Origin of the sequence: Acinetobacter sp. SH20PTE14, assembly GCF_021391555.1 — a bacterium.
Taxonomy (GTDB): Bacteria; Pseudomonadota; Gammaproteobacteria; order Pseudomonadales; family Moraxellaceae; genus Acinetobacter; species Acinetobacter amyesii.
In genome coordinates this window covers 2,620,646-2,638,742 of record NZ_CP090067.1, presented here as the reverse complement: position 1 = coordinate 2,638,742, position 18,097 = coordinate 2,620,646, and the positions used below count along the sequence as shown (strand labels likewise).

Here is an 18,097-nt window from a genome sequence, read left to right as displayed (position 1 = left end):
TTGTTGACCAATTTTAAGTCTTCGCTTACAATTGCATGCCCTCAAAAAGTAGTATTTTTTGGGGCTTTTTATTAACGGGAGAATTGCCAAATGGCAACAACAAATCAGTTGATCCGTAAGGGTCGTACAACTTTAGTTGAAAAATCTAAAGTTCCTGCGTTGAAGGCTTGTCCACAACGTCGTGGTGTTTGTACACGTGTTTACACAACTACACCTAAAAAACCTAACTCAGCAATGCGTAAAGTTTGCCGTGTTCGCTTAACTTCAGGTTTTGAAGTTTCTAGCTACATCGGTGGTGAAGGCCATAACCTACAAGAGCACAGTGTTGTTCTTATCCGTGGTGGTCGTGTTAAAGATTTACCAGGTGTACGTTACCATACCGTTCGTGGTTCTTTAGACTGTGCTGGTGTTAAAGATCGTAACCAGTCTCGTTCTAAATACGGTGCTAAACGTCCTAAGAAATAATCTGAAAAGATTGGCTTCTTAGTTCCTTAGAACTGCAATCCTTTATCGTCTCGCTTGTCTGATTTCTGCATTTTTTGTGAAAATTCCAAGCGACGTATAGTAAGGCCAGCGAAAGCACATGACACTTTGTGCACCTGCTGGAGTAACCTGAAGTGTCATATTTATTAGGTGTATTAAAATGCCAAGACGTCGCGTAGTTGCTGCCCGTGAAATCCTTCCGGATCCTAAGTTCAGCAGCCAAACAATCGCTAAATTCATGAACCACGTAATGCAAGATGGTAAAAAATCTATTGCTGAAAGTATCGTTTACGGTGCTTTAGACCGCGTTCAAGAAAAATCTAAAGTAGACCCAGTTGAATTTTTCGAGACTACTCTTGAAAAAGTTCGTCCTATGGTCGAAGTAAAAGCACGCCGTGTTGGTGGTGCTACATACCAAGTGCCTATGGAAGTACGCCCATCCCGTCGTACTGCCTTGGCTATGCGTTGGTTAGTAGATGCTGCTGCTAAGCGTTCTGAAAAAACTATGGCTTTACGTCTTGCTGGTGAGTTGCTTGATGCAGCTGAAGGTAAAGGCGCAGCGATCAAAAAACGTGAAGATGTGCATCGTATGGCTGAAGCCAACAAAGCCTTCTCTCATTACCGTTTCTAAGCGGATAAAACAGCCCCTATTCAGGAGGGTGATAAATCAGTTGTCACTGTTTTGTCATCGAATCGCTTTAAGTTGCTATGCAGCTTAAAGCGTCCTGTTTTAAACAACAAAATTTAGGAATGCTAGAAATCATGGCTCGTCAAACCCCAATTTCTCGTTATCGTAACATTGGTATCTCTGCGCACATTGATGCTGGTAAAACTACCACTTCAGAACGTATTTTGTTCTACACAGGTGAGAGTCACAAACTTGGTGAAACTCACGAAGGTTCTGCAACTACAGACTGGATGGAACAAGAGCAAGAACGTGGTATTACTATTACCTCAGCGGCAGTAACATGCTTCTGGAAAGGGATGGGTAACCAATTCGAACAGCACCGTATTAACGTAATTGATACCCCAGGACACGTAGACTTCACGATTGAAGTTGAACGTTCTATGCGTGTTCTTGACGGTGCATGCATGGTTTACTGTGCTGTAGGTGGTGTACAACCTCAGTCTGAAACTGTATGGCGTCAAGCAAATAAATATAAAGTTCCACGTATTGCATTCGTGAACAAAATGGACCGTACTGGTGCGAACTTCTTCCGTGCTGTTGAACAAGTTAAAACACGTCTTGGTGGTAATCCAGTGCCAATCGTTGTTCCAATCGGTGCAGAAGAAAACTTCCAGGGTGTTGTTGACCTAATCGAAATGAAAGCGATTATCTGGGACGAAGCGTCTCAAGGTATGAAGTTTGAATATGGCGAAATCCCTGCTGAATTAGTTGATACTGCTAACGAATGGCGTACTAACATGGTTGAAGCTGCTGCGGAAGCATCAGAAGAACTCATGGACAAGTACCTTGAAGAAGGTGAGTTAACTAAAGAAGAAATCGTTTCAGGTTTACGTGCACGTACATTGTTGAATGAAATTCAACCAATGCTTTGTGGTTCAGCGTTCAAAAACAAAGGTGTTCAACGTATGTTGGATGCTGTAATTGAATTCTTACCTGCGCCGACTGATGTCGAGGCGATTAAAGGTATCCTTGACGACAAAGACGAAACTGAAGGTTCTCGTGAAGCGTCTGATGATGCTCCGTTCTCTGCGCTTGCGTTCAAAATCATGAACGACAAATTTGTAGGTAACTTAACATTCGTACGTGTTTACTCTGGTGTGCTTAAAGCAGGTAGCCCTTGCTATAACCCAGTTAAAATGAAGCGCGAACGTGTTGGCCGTATCGTACAGATGCACGCAAATGACCGTCACGATATTGAAGAAATTCGTGCGGGTGATATCGCAGCATGTGTAGGTCTTAAAGATACTACGACTGGTGATACATTATGTGATGAAAATAATGTAATTACACTAGAGCGTATGGAATTCCCAGAGCCAGTAATTGCGCTTGCGGTTGAGCCTAAAACTAAAGCAGACCAAGAAAAAATGTCAGTTGCTTTAGGTCGTTTGGCGAAAGAAGACCCTTCATTCCGCGTACGTACTGACGAAGAATCTGGTCAAACAATTATTGCTGGTATGGGTGAGCTTCACCTTGACATTATTGTTGACCGTATGAAGCGTGAATTCAACGTTGAAGCGAACATTGGTAAACCAATGGTTGCGTATCGTGAAACTATTAAAAAGTCAGTTGAACAAGAAGGTAAGTTCGTACGTCAAACTGGTGGTAAAGGTAAGTTTGGTCACGTATACGTACGTTTAGAACCACTTGCTGAAGATGCTGGCAAAGATTACGAGTTCGCTGAAGAAGTTGTTGGTGGTGTAGTACCTAAAGAATTCTTCGGTGCGGTTGACAAAGGTATCCAAGAACGTATGAAGAATGGTGTCCTAGCTGGTTATCCAGTTGTTGGCATCAAAGCGACATTGTTCGATGGTTCTTACCATGACGTCGACTCTGACGAATTATCGTTCAAAATGGCTGGTTCTTACGCATTCCGTGACGGTTTCATGAAAGCAGATCCTATCTTGCTTGAACCAATCATGAAAGTTGAAGTAGAAACTCCAGAAGACTACATGGGCGATATCATGGGTGACTTAAACCGTCGTCGTGGTCTTGTTCAAGGTATGGACGATTTACCTGGTGGTACTAAAGCTATCCGTGCAGAAGTTCCACTTTCTGAGATGTTTGGTTACGCAACTCATATGCGTTCTATGTCTCAAGGTCGTGCGACTTATTCTATGGAATTCGCTAAATACGCTGAAACACCACGTAACGTGGCTGAAGGCATCATCGCTAAGTTCCAATCTGGCGGTAAAAAAGGTGACGACGAGTAATCTTTCGATTACTATAAGCCCAAACTAATTCATAGTTAAAAACCAAATGCTCATGCAGTATCCCTGCATGAGTAGTTTAAAAAGGAAGATCTCATGGCTAAGGCTAAGTTCGAACGTAATAAGCCACACGTTAACGTGGGTACAATTGGTCACGTCGACCACGGTAAAACTACTTTAACAGCTGCAATTGCAACTGTATGTGCAAAAAAATTCGGTGGTGAAGCGAAAGATTACGCTGCAATCGACTCTGCACCAGAAGAAAAAGCACGTGGTATTACAATTAATACTTCACACGTAGAATACGATTCTCCAATCCGTCACTACGCTCACGTAGACTGCCCAGGTCACGCCGATTATGTTAAAAACATGATTACTGGTGCTGCGCAAATGGATGGTGCGATCCTTGTTTGTTCGGCGACTGATGGTCCTATGCCACAAACTCGTGAACACATCCTGCTTTCTCGTCAAGTAGGTGTACCTTACATTGTTGTGTTCTTGAACAAATGTGACATCGTTGATGATGAAGAGCTAATTGAACTAGTAGAAATGGAAGTTCGTGAACTTCTTTCTACTTATGACTTCCCAGGCGACGACACTCCAGTAATCCGTGGTTCTGCTCTTGCAGCGCTTAATGGTGAAGCTGGTCAATACGGCGAAGATGCTGTAGTTGCTCTTGTTGAAGCTCTTGACTCTTACATCCCTGAACCAGAACGTGCTATCGACCAAGCATTCCTTATGCCAATCGAAGACGTATTCTCAATTTCAGGTCGTGGTACAGTAGTAACTGGCCGTGTTGAAACTGGTATCGTGAAAGTAGGCGAAGAAGTTGAAATCGTTGGTATTAAAGATACAGTTAAAACAACTGTAACTGGCGTAGAAATGTTCCGTAAACTTCTTGACGAAGGTCGTGCGGGCGAGAACTGTGGTGTTCTTCTACGTGGTACTAAACGTGAAGACGTTCAACGTGGTCAAGTACTTGCTAAACCAGGTACAATCAAACCGCATACTAAATTCGACGCAGAAGTATACGTACTTTCTAAAGACGAAGGTGGCCGTCATACTCCATTCCTTAACGGTTACCGTCCACAGTTCTACTTCCGTACAACTGACGTAACTGGTGCGATCTCGCTTAAAGAAGGCGTTGAAATGGTTATGCCTGGTGACAACGTAGAAATGTCAGTAGAATTAATCCACCCAATCGCAATGGACGCTGGCTTACGCTTTGCGATCCGTGAAGGTGGTCGTACAGTTGGTGCGGGTGTAGTTTCTAAAGTAACTGCATAATCACTAAATGTGTGTAAAAAAGCGCCTCTTTGAGGCGCTTTTTTTTATGCTTATTCAATGTGATAGGGAAATTGTCTGACAATATTTTTTAAAGCTGTCCTTTAGTGATAATTCACTGTCCTTAACTGAAATAATTACGTGTCAATAAAACCGTAATATGAACTCAAGAAAACCAATAAAAGTTTGAGTATTTCATAACTCAAAAAGGAGTTAGGCATGAACGCTAAAGTAAAGATTACTAATCGAGCAGGTGCAAGTTTCCCTGTACGTCGCATGAATTTTGATTTTGATGCGGTACCAGAGTACTGGATGAATGGCTCAGCAGGTTTGACACATTTTATGACCGCATTGTCTGCTTTATTTCCCGCGGGTGAAATGTTCTTTATTGATAGTGTGCGTGCAGTACGTAAACACCCCGCGATCGCAAATAATGAAGCCCTACAAAAAGAAATTAGTGCTTTCATTGGTCAAGAAGCAATGCATACGCAAGAGCATGAGGGTTTTAATGCTTCTGCACAAAAATACGGTCATGATGTCGAAACACTTGATAAGGCAACGGGTCGTGTTATCCAAGGTGTGCGTAAAGTCTTTGCACGTATTGGTAAACCTGTTGGTATTACTCAAGAAATGGTGGATCTTACTGCAACTACGGCACTTGAGCATTTCACTGCAACAATTGCTTCACAGTTATTGGTAAACCCACATATTCAAGCCTTGATGACTGATGAAACCATGAAAAATATGTGGTTATGGCATGCGATTGAAGAAAATGAGCATAAAGCCGTAGCTTATGATGTATTTGAAGGTGTCTTTGGTCAGGGAATAAAGGCCTACGCACTCCGTACAGGTTCATTGATTGGCGCAATGGTGACTTTATTCTTCGTACAAAGTTATTTTGTCGCTCGTTTATTAAAAGAAGATAACAAGCTTAATTTTGAAGCATTAAAAGATATTTATACCTATGGTTATAGCCCTTCAAAAGGCATCATCACTGGTATGGGTAAAGAAATGCTGATGTATTTTAAACCAGGTTTTCACCCGAATGATTTAGATACTTCTGGTTTGTTAAAAACGTGGAAAGCATATTTGGGTCTCTAATCACAGCGCTGTGGTGACTTTTTCAGAAGGGCGATGTAAATCGCTCTTTTTTTTATTCAACTTTATAGACAAACTTTTTATAATGCGCATACCCTAGCTATAGAAAGATAAACGAAGATGATTCGTTTGATGCAAGACGCTGATGTCCAGCAGGTTTACGATATCGAGCGCCGCGTACAAAGCCATCCTTGGACCATAAAACAATTTCAAGAATCGATTGCTGCCTATCAAAGTACGGTGATTGAGCGACAAGGAAAAGTTGTAGGTTTTTGCATTTTACAACCCGTTTTAGATGAAGCAAATTTATTGTTAATGGCGATCGATCCGAGCCAGCAAGGCAAAGGATTAGGTTTTCAATTACTCGATGAATCTATTGCCTTACTCAAAAATAAACCCATTCAAATCTTCTTAGAAGTGCGAGAAGGTAATCAACCAGCGATCCGTTTATATGAAAAAGCGGATTTTCATCAAATCGATTTGCGAAAGAATTATTATCCAAATGCCGATGGAACTCGTGAGCACGCCATTATTATGGTGAAGACTTGTGGTGATGATTTTGCAGCTTTATTTAAATAAAAGCGGTGAAGAGTGATCAAATTTAAAGAAAGCATTCGTGAATAAACGAATGCTTTTTTATTGAATATCTTTTGTTTGATCCCTTTTATTTAATAATAGGATTGTTCCAGCCGGAAGGTAAGGTGGTCATCAGGGAATCCCCCAGTTGGCTAATTTCTTCTTGGGTCAGTGGTCGGTTGAGTCGACGCCATTGTCCATCAAGCAGAAGTTCCAGTGGAATGTACTGAGATTTATAATTCATTTTTTGCGAATCGGGCACCCAATAGCCCAAGTAGACATATTGCAGTCCAAGCTTTTGTGCATGCTCAATTTGTTTCAGAATGGCAAAAGTACCTAGTGAGCGACGGCTTTCATCAGGATCAAAAAAGGTATATACCGCTGAAATACCATCATCAAGTGGATCACAGGTAGATACACTGATCAGTTGCTCATCCAACCATAGCTCTAAAAAGAAACTGTCAGTGCAGCTATTAATTAAAAATTTTTCAAATTGATCTTGGCTAGGTGGGTACATATCACCATCAGCATGTCGTTCATTGATGTAGCGTTCATACAAGGCATAATGCATTGCATCGGCATCTTGAGGACGGCAAATTTTCACCGTTAAATCTTGATTCCGTTTCCACGCTTTTTTTTGCACGCTGTTCATTTGAAATTCATGAACAGGAACGCGAGAGGATAGACATTGACGACAAAGATGACATTCAGGGCGGTAGACAAAATCCCCACTACGACGAAAACCCATGCGGGAAAGTTCAGATAACGTGACCACATCAATACGATGGACAGGATCAAGAAAGACCATCCGGGCAGATTTATTTTCTAAGTAGCTACAATCATGCGGAGGCGTGATGTAGTACTGTAATTCGTTCAACAGGGACTTCGGTTGATAGGAATTCATCGTAATATCCCTCTTTTATTGTCATGCGCTGAGACTTGCCCATTGCGCTATTGTTTTACTTGAAAATACACTGTCCTGATACTTTTTCCAATCGATAGAGGGTTGTTTCACAACATCTTGTAACGAATTAAGGTATTGTTGGCGAGAAAGTGTACTCGCACCTAAGCTTAAGAGGTGATCGTTGACTAATTGGCAATCAATCCATGGTAGTTGATTCTCTTCCCCAATAAGCATTAAGGTGTAAAACGCCATTTTAGAGACATCTGTTCGTGTACTAAACATAGACTCGCCAAAGCAGCCATGACCAATATTAACGCCATAGAGGCCACCGACAACGATCTCGTTTTCCCAAACTTCAATGCTATAAGCATAGCCTGCGTCAAACAGCGCAGAATATCCCTGAATAATATCTTCTGAAATCCATGTTTCATTGGCATAACTACGCGGCAGTGAACATGAGCGAATCACAGTTTCAAACGCATGATTAATGGTGATCTTATAGTCCATTTTTTTCATGCTGCGTAATAACGATTTGCTCGGATGATAGTCCTGCGGTCGAATAATGCAGCGGGGTTCAGGACACCACCAACAAATCGGATCACCTTCACTGAACCATGGGAAAAGACCGTGACTATAGGCTTCAAACAGTGTGGAAGGGGAGAGGTCAGCACCGATGCAAATTAAGCCTTCACCTTCGGGATCGCATTCAACTGGATCGGGGAAAGTAAATTCAGAAGGAGGGAGTATCGGCATGCCAAGCTTCTTATTGAGGTACACGGATATTTATCATACATAAAAAAGCCGACCATTAGGTCGGCTAATTTTTTAAAACTATTTAGCTAAGCAAATGACTTAAGCAAAAGATTATTCGCCGAGTGCATCAAGGTATTTTTCAGCATCGAGTGCAGCCATACAGCCTGAACCTGCAGAAGTAATCGCTTGACGGTAGATACTATCGGCAATATCACCCGCAGCAAATACGCCTGGAATAGACGTTTGTGTTGCGTTGCCTGCGGTGCCACTTTGAACTTGGATGTAGCCATCACGTAAGTTCAATTGACCTTCAAAAATACCGCTATTTGGTTTGTGACCAATCGCCACGAACATACCAGTGACATCAACGTTTTGAGTTGAATCATCTTGCGTAGATTTAATACGTACAGAAGTCACACCGGTGTTATCGCCAATGACTTCATCCACTTGGTGATTCCAGATAATACTGATTTTACCTTCTTTTTCTTTTGCAAAAAGATGATCTTGAAGGATTTTTTCTGAACGTAAAGTGTCACGACGGTGTACTAGAGTGACATGAGAAGCAATGTTTGAAAGATACAGCGCTTCTTCCACAGCAGTATTACCGCCGCCGACAACCATTACTTTTTGGTTTTTGTAGAAGAAACCATCACAAGTTGCGCAAGCACTTACACCTTGACCCATAAATGCAGCTTCAGATTCAAGACCTAAGTATTGCGCAGTTGCACCTGTACAAATAATCAATGCATCACAAGTAAACTCTTCCATATCGCCTTTAAGCACGAACGGACGAACATTGAGGTCCACTTCGTTGATATGGTCATACACAATTTCTGTACCAAAACGTTCAGCATGAGCTTGCATTTGTTCCATTAGGGCAGGGCCTGTTAAACCTTCTGCACCACCTGGCCAGTTGTCTACTTCTGTCGTTGTAGTCAATTGACCGCCTAATTGAATACCTGCGATGAGTGTCGGTTTCAGGTTCGCACGGGCAGCGTATACCGCAGCGCTATAACCTGCAGGACCAGAACCTAAAATAATTAGACGTGAGTGACGAGCGCTCATCCGTAGAATCCTTTTTTTATATGATAATTTGTGGAATTATACGTCAAAGTTTGAAACGATTGTGTGAGATTAAAGTCGATATTATTGATCATCGAAATCGTTTTGAGCTATATACAATAAAGTTAACAACTATACTTAAATTATCTTGCATCTTTTTTATTGAACAGGTGCATAATAACAGGTTTAGATTCAGCCCATTTTGTTGTGGGTAATGACAAAAACATTCATGAAGAATTGGTTACAGGAACGTATATGACAGCGGTGTCGGGTGCATATGCACAGCGCTTAATAATGACATTATTCCTTGTTTCATTTGGGATATATCTGTTCCTTGCAACAGTCACATATACGCCATTTGATCCGGGATGGATGCATTTATCCAGTGATACTCAGCAAGTTTCAAATGCCAGCGGCGTCGCAGGTGCATGGATAGCTGACTTACTCTATGGATTTTTAGGTTGGGCAAGTCTGCTGATACCTGTCTATTTATTTCTCGAAGCAATTCAAGTATGGTGGCCACGTAGTTTTCTAAACCGTCCATTTCGCTATGCCGCTCAGTTCTTTATTTTACTGGCAACTTCAAGTTTACTTTTCCTATTTTGGAACGTCCCTGAAGATACCTTAGAAAATGCATCGGGCGGGATCATTGGCTATGAACTGGGTCAAAGTCTTGAACAAATTTTAACGGTCTATGGTGCAGCAGTATTTCTCATTGCATTTTGGATCATGTTGTTCACTTTGGCCTTTGGTATCAAGTGGAATAAGACATGGGCAACCATGAAGTCCACACCGGCTTATCTCCAAGATTTGTTCTATCGCAATGTCCCAGAAGGAGATACTGCTTTTGACCGTACCGTACCAACGACTAAAAAAGGCAGTGTGATTACTAATGTATCAAAAGTGATTGCACCAGTCACACCCGCCCATGAGCATCATGCTGTAGAGGTTGACCCTGTAGTACGTGATCGTGTTGCTGAGCGTTTATTTGATGATATTGCTGATAAAGAATGTGCAGACAAAGAAGGCAATGCACAGCATTTATCTACGGTAAATTCGCCGGAGACTGCTACACCATCCGATGAAGATTTTGAACATACTTTGGCGAAAGTGCGTCAGCTTGAGCAAGATCAACAACGTGTTGTTGCGACGGGAGAGGTTTGGCGTGCCTTGCATTCAAATGATGACCAACGGCACAAACAAGATATTGATGCTTTACTGAAAGCTGCAGAAGAAGAGCAGCCTGCCAATCAAACTGAATATTTCAACAAAACAGCAGATGTGCATTCGACTTCTCCGACAGAAGCGGCGCCAGCGGCTAAAAAATCAGTGGATTGGGATGATGATGAAATCTTCGATGAGCTGTTAGCGGCTGTCCCAAATAGTAAAACAGCGACGGATGTGCATAGTCCATTTAATACAGCGCAAAATGAAAGTCCAGCAACGCATTCAAATGAATTTGCTACAGGTGCTGCTGCCACAGTTGCAGGTTTAGGTGTAGCAGCTGCACAGATTACACCGCTGACCACACCGAAAAATATCAGTGCTGAAACTGAATTTAATGATCTCGATGATTTGCTGGTTGAAGAAGCAGAGCGAGCGATAGAACAGGCGCAACCGGTTCGTACAACCAGTAGTTATGCGCAATCTACGCCTTTGGTTCGTGCTGAAATCAATACGCAGCCACAGACTTTTATATCTGACGATGAAAAAGCGTTAATCAGCTCGAATAAAGATGCTTTCCGTGAAGTATGGCAAGAAACAGCAGGTAAGCCTGAAGACATCGATTTAGATCTCGAAGATGATTTTGACTTTGATGCGCCTTTAACCGATGCCTCTGGTCGTCCAATGTCTCGTGCGATGCAAGTGGCACAAAAACGTTTGGATTTACCGACTTTGCCGGGATTGGAAATATTAGATCCTGTAGATCCGAATAAGAAAGTTAATTTTACCGCAGAGCAATTGTCTCGCTTGTCTGAACTTTTAGAAATTAAGCTGCAAGAGTTTAATGTCAAAGCTAAAGTTGTAGAAGCACAGCCGGGCCCTGTCGTGACACGTTTTGAACTAGATTTGGCACCCGGTGTAAAAGCATCGAAAGTGACCAATATTTCACGTGACTTGGCACGCTCAATGTCTATGGCTTCTGTACGTGTGGTGGAAGTTATTCCGGGTAAACCGTATATCGGGATTGAAGTCCCAAATAGTTCACGTGAAATGGTTCGTCTTATTGAGCTGTTAGAAACGCCGGCATACCGTGATCCAAATGCCTTACTTAGTATGGCGATGGGTAAAGATATTTCGGGTAATCCTGTCTTGGCAGATTTGGCGAAAGCACCGCATATGTTGGTGGCAGGTACCACGGGTTCTGGTAAGTCAGTCGCAGTTAATGCCATGTTGTTGTCGATGTTGTTGAAATATACACCTGAGCAACTGCGACTCATCATGATTGACCCGAAACAGTTGGAACTTGCCAACTATAACGATATTCCACATTTATTAACGCCTGTTGTAACCGACATGAAAGATGCGGTGAGTGCATTGAACTGGTGTGTGAATGAAATGGAGCGTCGTTATAAGCTGATGTCTTTGATGAAAGTGCGTAAGCTGACTGACTTTAACCGCAAAATTGAAGAAGCAATGGCCAACGGGGAAGATCTCATCGATCCAACTTGGAAGCCAGATGACTCTGCAACCCAAAGTCGTGCGCCACGTTTACAGCCTATGCCGTTGATCGTAATTGTTGCCGACGAATTTGCCGACATGATCATGCAAGTGGGTAAAAAAGCTGAAGAAATGATTACCCGTCTTGCACAAAAATCACGTGCAGCAGGGATTCATTTGCTGTTGGCGACGCAGCGTCCAACCGTAGATGTAGTGACAGGTTTGATCAAAGCCAATATTCCAACGCGTGCTGCGCTACGTGTCAACAGTAAACTGGATTCACGTACTATCTTAGACGCTGGTGGTGCGGAAGACTTACTGGGCCATGGTGATATGTTATTCCTCGGACCGGGGAAAATTGAACCTGAACGGGTACATGGCGCGTTTATTTCAGACGATGAAGTGAACCGTATTTGTGATGCATGGCGTGAGCGCGGTGAACCGAATTATGTCGATGAAATCCTCACGCCTTATGATGAAGAGCCGACATCTCGCGGTTTTGAAGATGGTGATGGTGGATCAGACCGTGATGCGCTGTATGATCAATGTGTTAGTTTCGTTTTGGAAACACGTAAAGCATCGACGTCATCTTTACAGCGTAAATTCAGTCTCGGCTATAACCGTGCTGCACGGATTATTGATCAGATGGAAGAAAATGGTATCGTCAGTGGGATGGGGCCAAATGGTAAACGAGATATTTTGGTCTAAGTCCTAAAACAAAAAACCTGCTTCGGCAGGTTTTTTTATTTTTAGATTGTGAACTCTTCTTGGTAGAACATGGACTGGGCCAGTTCGATAAAAGCTTTGCAGGCCGGGCTCATGAGTTTTTGATTTTTTACGGCGAGTCCAATCTGCCGTTGGGTATTTGGAAAGAGTGGACGTTTAACCACATGTGGATGTAGCGCCAACAGCTCAGCAGGCATAGCCATATCCGCAACGATAGCAATCCCTTCCTGTAAATTCACCATGTTTAAAATGGTTAGCAGTTGCGACATTTGATAGGTGATTTTAGGTTGTATGTGGTGTTGTTTAAGCAGTTTTTCCACATGGGACTGGCTGCCTGCACGGGTCATAATAAAGGGGTAGTTTTGCAGGTCTTGGATATTTAAATGACTGTGTTTGGAAACTGAATAACTATCTGGAATCAAGGCAATGAAAATGTCTTGAATTAGGGGGAAAGTGAACAGCTGCGGCTTAGGGAGTACGGCAAAACCAACATCAATCTGACGTTCAGAAATCCAACGAGACACTTCTGCATCGGTGCCTTCCTCGACATAGATCTCAATATGCGGATAACGTTCTCGATACGCCTTTAATAGCTCTGGAAGCAGATGAATCGAACTAGAAGAACCAAAAGAGCCAATTCTCAGCGTTCCTTGTTGAATACCATGTGCGGCATGCACTTCTTGCTGCATGATTTGTGCGGTATTGATGACTTCTTTGGCATGCAGCAATAACTGCTGACCAATGTGGGTCAGGCTAATTTCGCCTTGCTCACGGCTAAATAAGCTGACATTCCAATGCTGCTCTAAACACTTTAAGGCGTGAGAGACAGCTGACTGAGTAATTCCCAGCTGTCGAGCAGCGAGAGTAAAGCTTTGTTGTTCTGCGACTTTAATAAAAATTTCAAGCTGAGAAAATGTCATTGCCATGAGTAATTACTCATTTTGTTATGAGTCTAGATGAGGATTATATTGTGCTACATAAATGGTTAAAGATGAAGTAGCTACTTTATTTCAAGGCGTACAGCATGAATATCGTCGTCGCATTGTTTCCCCTCGTTGCATTAATCGCGATGGGATATGTGCTTAAATATACACAGTTTGTTCAGAATGAATTTTGGGCAAATTCAGAAAAACTCAATTACTACGTTTTATTTCCTGTGCTGCTATTTTTGAATGTATCAGCCGTGCAATTGGATATGAACACTGTTTCACGAATGTTGACAGTACTGGTTGCGGGCACCTGTTTGATCAGCATTGTGTTGTGGGGGATCAAGCAGTTTATGCATATGCCCGTGCAGCGTTTTGGCGTGTATATCCAAAGTCATATTCGTTTTAATACCTATATTGGTTTGTCGCTCATGGGTGCTTTATTTGGCTCCACAGGCATGCAGATGTTTGCCATGTTAATTGCCGTTGCCGTCCCCTTAGTGAATATCATTTCAGTATTGGCGTTTTCAAATTTAAGTGTGAAGCAATTGGGGCAGACCTGTCAGTCCATCGCAAAAAATCCCTTAATTTTAGGCTGTGTTGCAGGGGTATTGTTTAATTTATCAGGCTTGAGTCTGTTTGAAGGCTTACCTGAACTATTAAAAATCTTGGCAGCCATGAGTTTACCGCTCGGACTACTTTCTGTTGGGGCAGCATTACAGTTTCAGCAAATGCGCGCCGATCTGCGTCGTTTAAGTTTTAATACGATAGGGCGTCTCATGTTAATGCCATGTATTGCTTATCTATTGAGTACTTGGATGGGTCTGACTGATTTTGAGCGAATGATTTTAGTGGTCTTTTTTGCTTTGCCAACTGCATCATCGTCTTATATTTTGACCCGCTATTATCGGGGCGATTCACAACTGATGGCAGCGATTATTAGTGTACAAACCATTGGTTTTGGTTTGATGTTTCCATTGCTCATGTTGATCGTGCATTGATCATGATGATATTCAATAATGCTAATTTTAAATCAGATAAAAAAAGCCCGCATGATGCGGGCTTTTTTTTTGTTACTCGAAATTAAGCAAATTTTGCCAATACTTCGAGGAAACCTGCGCTTTGACGTGGATATTGAGCAATCACGTCATGAATACGCTGACCTTCAGGATTAGTTGCGTTCACATCACGGCCATCGGCAACGAATTGAGTCAAAAGACGCTCATAGTCATTTGGACGCATATGTTTGAAAGCGTGGTAAAGCACGTGAAAGTCGCCATTCACTCCTTCAGGAGGAAGCTGAGTAAGGTAGGCAAATACACGCTCATCTGACCATTCTTCGTTGAACGTTGCTGGCTGAGATAATGCCATCGCAATCTCCTTGCTGGTTTAAAATACAAAAAGGCAAAAATGAGTACGCAAGTAAAATGGTTTTATTCGCCATCTCTAAGTTAAGCGACTCATTTTATGGTTGGATCAAAAGTTATTTTTTATCCCGTTTACTCGAAGCAAAGCTTTTGATCTAACACAGGAATAAAACTAATCCAGCCCACTCGAAGCAAAGCTTCTCGTCTTGCGGCTGGGTAAAGCAGCGCTTTACTGATCCAGCCTCACATTTTGCCTTGATTCAATTTACTTGGCTAATCAGAATTCAGATTAACGTTCTTCAGGCAAATTGATATTCATTTCAAGCATTTCAATATTCGCTTCAGAACGAACAGACATTTGAATATGTTGCTCATCTACACCACGAACATAGCGGTTTACCACTTGCATGATTTCTTTTTTCATCATGTCTATTTTGTCTTGGCTGAGGCGTTTACCTAAACCATTTTCAGATGCCACGATGACTTTTAAACGGTCTTTTGCCGTTTGTGCGCTTGACGGTTTCTCGTCGCTGCTAAAAAGTTTGCTCCAAAATCCTGCCATGATTACGCTCCAAATAGACGTGCTAACCAACCCTTAGGTTTTACCGTAATGTGACGGTAAGGGCGCTCTTCACCAAGGAAACGTGCAACAAGGTCATCATACGCTTGGCCAGCCGCTTCTTCTGTAAACAGAATCACTGGTTTACCTTCGTTCGATGCTTGTAGAACGCTTTTACATTCAGGAATAACACCTAAAGTCGGTACGCGTAAAATATCTTTTGAAATGTCATCAATCGTCAACATCTCTTGTTTATCCGCACGTTCTGGATTGAAACGTGTAATACAGAGATGCTTACGGATACGACCTTCGTTTTGTTCTACTTTTTTGGTTTTGCTGTCGAGCATACCAATAATACGGTCAGAGTCACGTACTGAAGAAATTTCTGGGTTCGTCACAATGATCGCTTCATCAGCATGATACATTGCTAAAATTGCACCACGTTCGATACCCGCAGGTGAATCACAAATAATGTAATCGAACTCTTGAGAAAGTTCGTCCATTACACGTGCTACACCTTCATCTGTTAACGCGTCTTTATCACGTGTTTGAGATGCTGGTAAAATGTAGAGATTTTCAATATCTTTATCGCGAATAAGCGCTTGTTGTAATCGAGCTTCGTTATTCAATACGTTTACAAAGTCATATACAACGCGGCGTTCACAGCCCATGATCAAGTCAAGGTTACGTAAACCCACATCAAAGTCGATCACAACAGTTTTGTGGCCGCGAAGGGCTAAACCTGTTGCAAAAGATGCGCTTGTAGTTGTTTTACCTACGCCACCTTTACCTGATGTTACGACAACAATTTTCGCCACCGAATCCACTCCTGTTATGGTTTAAATCCCCTTTTTTAATTAGGGGTTTGGTGATTATTTATACATTAAAATTGCAAAGCTTCAAATACTAGCTCTTGCTGGTCATTCAAATAAATATGTACGGGCTGTTTGACCACATGAGGTGGAATATCATCAGCGACACAGTAAGTCCCTGCAATTGAAACTAATTCAGCTTCTAATGAATGACAGAAAATACGTGCAGCCGTGTTCCCACCAGCTCCGGCAATGACTCTACCACGAGCACTACCATAAATATGTATATTTCCTGAAGCAATTACTTCTGAACCGCTATTAATACCAGCATTAATAATGATATCGCCATGGTCTTGGACTAAACATTGACCTGTACGCAAGATTTCATTGTGATACGACGTAGCATGACGAATGGTCGGTACTTCGACTGCAGCAATTTTATCTTCGGTTTTTTCTTCTGCAGGCGCGGGCTCTTCAACCACTTGTTCGCGTGTCGGTTTAACTTGTTGTAGTTTGCGATCCGCAGGAACTACGGGAAATTGGATAGCACGTGCTTGGTCCGATAGCGGACCTTCAGTGACACCAATTGGTTGGATTTCAATACTAATAAGCAGTTGAATCAATGCAATTAGTTCTTGATCAACCGTACTTTCAATCACGGCTAATGTTCCGGGTGGAAAAGCCTTTTGGAACATTGGAGTAAGTTGCTGGCGGATCGCATCATGATCATTGGTATCGAGGTGAATGCGAATCGCATTGACCATTTTGCCTTTTATCCGTATATCAGCCATATTGAATCCTTGAGACTTCTAACTATTACTTTTGTGCCGAAGTAGTTATGTTGTAAATAGAGCAAATCCTAGAACAATTTGCATGAATACTCTAGCGGAGTTCGCAATTATTTTTGACTAAGTGTTTATTCTGTAGCTTGGTCCTGCTCCTGCATAATCTGCTGCCACTGTTTTACTTTCACTTGCTTACGAATAGCTTCTAGACTTTCAAAAACCGCAGAGCGAACCAACTCATCCAGCTGGGCATTATTTTCGATTTCAATACGGCTAACACGCTGTGAAATGTCTAAATATAGATTGGGTTTTTGAGCCGTCGATGTATTGGGATAAGCCAATGGGGAAATTAAACCTTGGGTAATATTTTCACCTAAACGTTGCCCGATACTTTGAATCTGCTGTTCAATGCGGCTGCCAACGATTGGCACTAAGCGCAATAGCTGCGTGAGTTCTGGAGTGTCTTCGATGGCCTGACTGACGATTTGTCCGACATTTTTGGCGATCAATTCACGTTCAGTACGTAGCTCTTTGCTTAAATTTTCTTGAAAAATCTCAGCTAAAACTTGGGTGAACATCTCACGGTGATGCTGCACAAGATTACTAATTAGGTCTTTATGGGTTGTACTGGTATTGAGCTCATGCTTAACACCATCTAACACGGTAAGTACTACTCGATCAGACAGTTCTTCCATCACCACACGATAATAAAACAAAGCTTTCTTTTGCCATGCCGATGGCACAATCTGATAACCCATTTCATAAAGTCGATAGGCAATCACGCCCGCGCGAAATAAACGCAGGAAACGTAAATGCGGCACAATGGCTAAAATTTCGTACCAATGTATAAACGGGAAGAAGAACCAGCGCTGATGGTGCTTGTTGATGATGGCAATCGCCCAGCGCACCAACAATTCTACAATCAAAAAGATAATGAACCACGCTTCGGTAGTAATCACCCATGGATGTAAATGTTCACGGTAAAAACTCAGCACATCGGGCAGGTAGATACTGTTAAAGAACCAACTGCCAAGATTGCTCATGAGGAAAAAGTTCATGCACAGGCAGAACAAGTTAAAAACAATAATAAACACCATGAATATGTCATAAATCAAAAACAGTTTGAATGACCAACTGTTTGGATTGACATGATGATATTTAGATTTCTTGTTTTGCGGCATGCTGTTCTGCGACATAAAACTTCTT

17 protein-coding genes are annotated in these 18,097 nt (G+C 42.1%); 8 read left to right on the top strand and 9 right to left on the bottom strand.

Translation table 11 applies throughout. The annotated features are described in order from the left end of the window. The first annotated feature begins 90 nt into the window (after positions 1 to 90). From rpsL to rimI, 6 genes are all read left to right on the top strand, one after another. Positions 91 to 465 carry a 30S ribosomal protein S12 gene (gene rpsL, locus LXF01_RS12900; RefSeq protein WP_000246374.1) on the top strand — a complete coding sequence of 125 codons (375 nt, stop codon included), beginning with the start codon at positions 91 to 93 and terminating at the stop codon, positions 463 to 465. A 178-nt stretch (positions 466 to 643) separates the two neighbouring features. Beyond that, positions 644 to 1,114, top strand: coding sequence for a 30S ribosomal protein S7 (gene rpsG, locus LXF01_RS12895; protein ID WP_005011815.1), 471 nt, complete (start codon positions 644 to 646; stop codon positions 1,112 to 1,114). Positions 1,115 to 1,245: 131 nt separating this feature from the next. Continuing rightward, positions 1,246 to 3,381: an elongation factor G gene (gene fusA / locus LXF01_RS12890; RefSeq protein ID WP_180114326.1), complete on the top strand. Its 2,136-nt coding sequence runs from the start codon at positions 1,246 to 1,248 to the stop codon at positions 3,379 to 3,381. Positions 3,382 to 3,474: 93 nt separating this feature from the next. Next, entirely contained in the window at positions 3,475 to 4,665 is a 1,191-nt protein-coding gene (gene tuf / locus LXF01_RS12885; RefSeq protein WP_180077405.1) for an elongation factor Tu, read from the top strand. Positions 4,666 to 4,881: 216 nt separating this feature from the next. Continuing rightward, positions 4,882 to 5,763 (top strand): metal-dependent hydrolase, encoded by an 882-nt coding sequence (locus tag LXF01_RS12880; protein WP_078193116.1) that lies wholly within the window; start codon positions 4,882 to 4,884, stop codon positions 5,761 to 5,763. Between the two features lie 117 nt (positions 5,764 to 5,880). After that, positions 5,881 to 6,339, top strand: a complete 459-nt coding sequence (gene rimI / locus LXF01_RS12875; protein WP_180102408.1) for a ribosomal protein S18-alanine N-acetyltransferase — start codon at positions 5,881 to 5,883, stop codon at positions 6,337 to 6,339. 85 nt (positions 6,340 to 6,424) lie between these two features. Here rimI and LXF01_RS12870 read toward each other — a convergent pair whose 3' ends face one another. The 3 genes from LXF01_RS12870 to trxB form a co-directional block, all read right to left on the bottom strand. Then, positions 6,425 to 7,240: an arginyltransferase gene (locus LXF01_RS12870; RefSeq protein ID WP_111885276.1), complete on the bottom strand. Its 816-nt coding sequence runs from the start codon at positions 7,238 to 7,240 to the stop codon at positions 6,425 to 6,427. 21 nt (positions 7,241 to 7,261) lie between these two features. Then, positions 7,262 to 7,993: a leucyl/phenylalanyl-tRNA--protein transferase gene (gene aat / locus LXF01_RS12865; protein ID WP_180133700.1), complete on the bottom strand. Its 732-nt coding sequence runs from the start codon at positions 7,991 to 7,993 to the stop codon at positions 7,262 to 7,264. A 111-nt stretch (positions 7,994 to 8,104) separates the two neighbouring features. After that, on the bottom strand, positions 8,105 to 9,058 hold the full coding sequence (gene trxB / locus LXF01_RS12860) for a thioredoxin-disulfide reductase (protein ID WP_180024006.1): 954 nt from the start codon (positions 9,056 to 9,058) through the stop codon (positions 8,105 to 8,107). 252 nt (positions 9,059 to 9,310) lie between these two features. On the opposite strand from trxB, the gene LXF01_RS12855 reads away from it, so the two are divergent. Continuing rightward, complete coding sequence (locus LXF01_RS12855; RefSeq protein ID WP_233945476.1) at positions 9,311 to 12,424, top strand: DNA translocase FtsK; 3,114 nt, start codon at positions 9,311 to 9,313, stop codon at positions 12,422 to 12,424. A 41-nt stretch (positions 12,425 to 12,465) separates the two neighbouring features. Here the strand turns inward: LXF01_RS12855 and LXF01_RS12850 are convergent, their stop codons facing one another. After that, positions 12,466 to 13,362 (bottom strand): LysR family transcriptional regulator, encoded by an 897-nt coding sequence (locus tag LXF01_RS12850; protein WP_233945475.1) that lies wholly within the window; start codon positions 13,360 to 13,362, stop codon positions 12,466 to 12,468. A 104-nt stretch (positions 13,363 to 13,466) separates the two neighbouring features. Between LXF01_RS12850 and LXF01_RS12845 the strand changes: the two genes are divergently transcribed. Then, positions 13,467 to 14,369, top strand: coding sequence for an AEC family transporter (locus LXF01_RS12845; protein WP_233944500.1), 903 nt, complete (start codon positions 13,467 to 13,469; stop codon positions 14,367 to 14,369). 82 nt (positions 14,370 to 14,451) lie between these two features. On the opposite strand, the gene LXF01_RS12840 is transcribed toward LXF01_RS12845, so the two are convergent. The 5 genes from LXF01_RS12840 to LXF01_RS12820 all read right to left on the bottom strand — a co-directional run bounded on the left by LXF01_RS12840 (position 14,452) and on the right by LXF01_RS12820 (position 18,087). Continuing rightward, positions 14,452 to 14,739: a PA4642 family protein gene (locus tag LXF01_RS12840; RefSeq protein ID WP_067766167.1), complete on the bottom strand. Its 288-nt coding sequence runs from the start codon at positions 14,737 to 14,739 to the stop codon at positions 14,452 to 14,454. Positions 14,740 to 15,024: 285 nt separating this feature from the next. Then, positions 15,025 to 15,297, bottom strand: coding sequence for a cell division topological specificity factor MinE (minE, locus tag LXF01_RS12835; RefSeq protein WP_078190039.1), 273 nt, complete (start codon positions 15,295 to 15,297; stop codon positions 15,025 to 15,027). Between the two features lie 2 nt (positions 15,298 to 15,299). Continuing rightward, the gene (minD, locus tag LXF01_RS12830; protein WP_067670152.1) at positions 15,300 to 16,112 is read right to left on the bottom strand and encodes a septum site-determining protein MinD; all 813 of its coding nucleotides are present in this window, start codon (positions 16,110 to 16,112) and stop codon (positions 15,300 to 15,302) included. A 65-nt stretch (positions 16,113 to 16,177) separates the two neighbouring features. Continuing rightward, positions 16,178 to 16,897: a septum site-determining protein MinC gene (gene minC, locus LXF01_RS12825; protein ID WP_078193110.1), complete on the bottom strand. Its 720-nt coding sequence runs from the start codon at positions 16,895 to 16,897 to the stop codon at positions 16,178 to 16,180. A gap of 125 nt (positions 16,898 to 17,022) precedes the next feature. After that, a complete protein-coding gene (locus tag LXF01_RS12820) occupies positions 17,023 to 18,087 on the bottom strand; it encodes a preprotein translocase subunit SecA (RefSeq protein WP_442781343.1) in 1,065 nt (354 codons plus the stop codon). Between the last annotated feature and the right edge of the window lie 10 nt (positions 18,088 to 18,097).

What these genes read in the sequence shown, in the direction of transcription:
- rpsL (WP_000246374.1), top strand. Translation starts at nt 91, where the DNA reads ATGGCAACAACAAATCAGTTGATCCGTAAGGGTCGTACAACTTTAGTT.
- rpsG (WP_005011815.1), top strand. Translation starts at nt 644, where the DNA reads ATGCCAAGACGTCGCGTAGTTGCTGCCCGTGAAATCCTTCCGGATCCT.
- fusA (WP_180114326.1), top strand. Translation starts at nt 1,246, where the DNA reads ATGGCTCGTCAAACCCCAATTTCTCGTTATCGTAACATTGGTATCTCT.
- tuf (WP_180077405.1), top strand. Translation starts at nt 3,475, where the DNA reads ATGGCTAAGGCTAAGTTCGAACGTAATAAGCCACACGTTAACGTGGGT.
- LXF01_RS12880 (WP_078193116.1), top strand. Translation starts at nt 4,882, where the DNA reads ATGAACGCTAAAGTAAAGATTACTAATCGAGCAGGTGCAAGTTTCCCT.
- rimI (WP_180102408.1), top strand. Translation starts at nt 5,881, where the DNA reads ATGATTCGTTTGATGCAAGACGCTGATGTCCAGCAGGTTTACGATATC.
- LXF01_RS12870 (WP_111885276.1), bottom strand. Translation starts at nt 7,240, where the DNA reads ATGAATTCCTATCAACCGAAGTCCCTGTTGAACGAATTACAGTACTAC.
- aat (WP_180133700.1), bottom strand. Translation starts at nt 7,993, where the DNA reads ATGCCGATACTCCCTCCTTCTGAATTTACTTTCCCCGATCCAGTTGAA.
- trxB (WP_180024006.1), bottom strand. Translation starts at nt 9,058, where the DNA reads ATGAGCGCTCGTCACTCACGTCTAATTATTTTAGGTTCTGGTCCTGCA.
- LXF01_RS12855 (WP_233945476.1), top strand. Translation starts at nt 9,311, where the DNA reads ATGACAGCGGTGTCGGGTGCATATGCACAGCGCTTAATAATGACATTA.
- LXF01_RS12850 (WP_233945475.1), bottom strand. Translation starts at nt 13,362, where the DNA reads ATGACATTTTCTCAGCTTGAAATTTTTATTAAAGTCGCAGAACAACAA.
- LXF01_RS12845 (WP_233944500.1), top strand. Translation starts at nt 13,467, where the DNA reads ATGAATATCGTCGTCGCATTGTTTCCCCTCGTTGCATTAATCGCGATG.
- LXF01_RS12840 (WP_067766167.1), bottom strand. Translation starts at nt 14,739, where the DNA reads ATGGCATTATCTCAGCCAGCAACGTTCAACGAAGAATGGTCAGATGAG.
- minE (WP_078190039.1), bottom strand. Translation starts at nt 15,297, where the DNA reads ATGGCAGGATTTTGGAGCAAACTTTTTAGCAGCGACGAGAAACCGTCA.
- minC (WP_078193110.1), bottom strand. Translation starts at nt 16,897, where the DNA reads ATGGCTGATATACGGATAAAAGGCAAAATGGTCAATGCGATTCGCATT.
- LXF01_RS12820 (WP_442781343.1), bottom strand. Translation starts at nt 18,087, where the DNA reads ATGTCGCAGAACAGCATGCCGCAAAACAAGAAATCTAAATATCATCAT.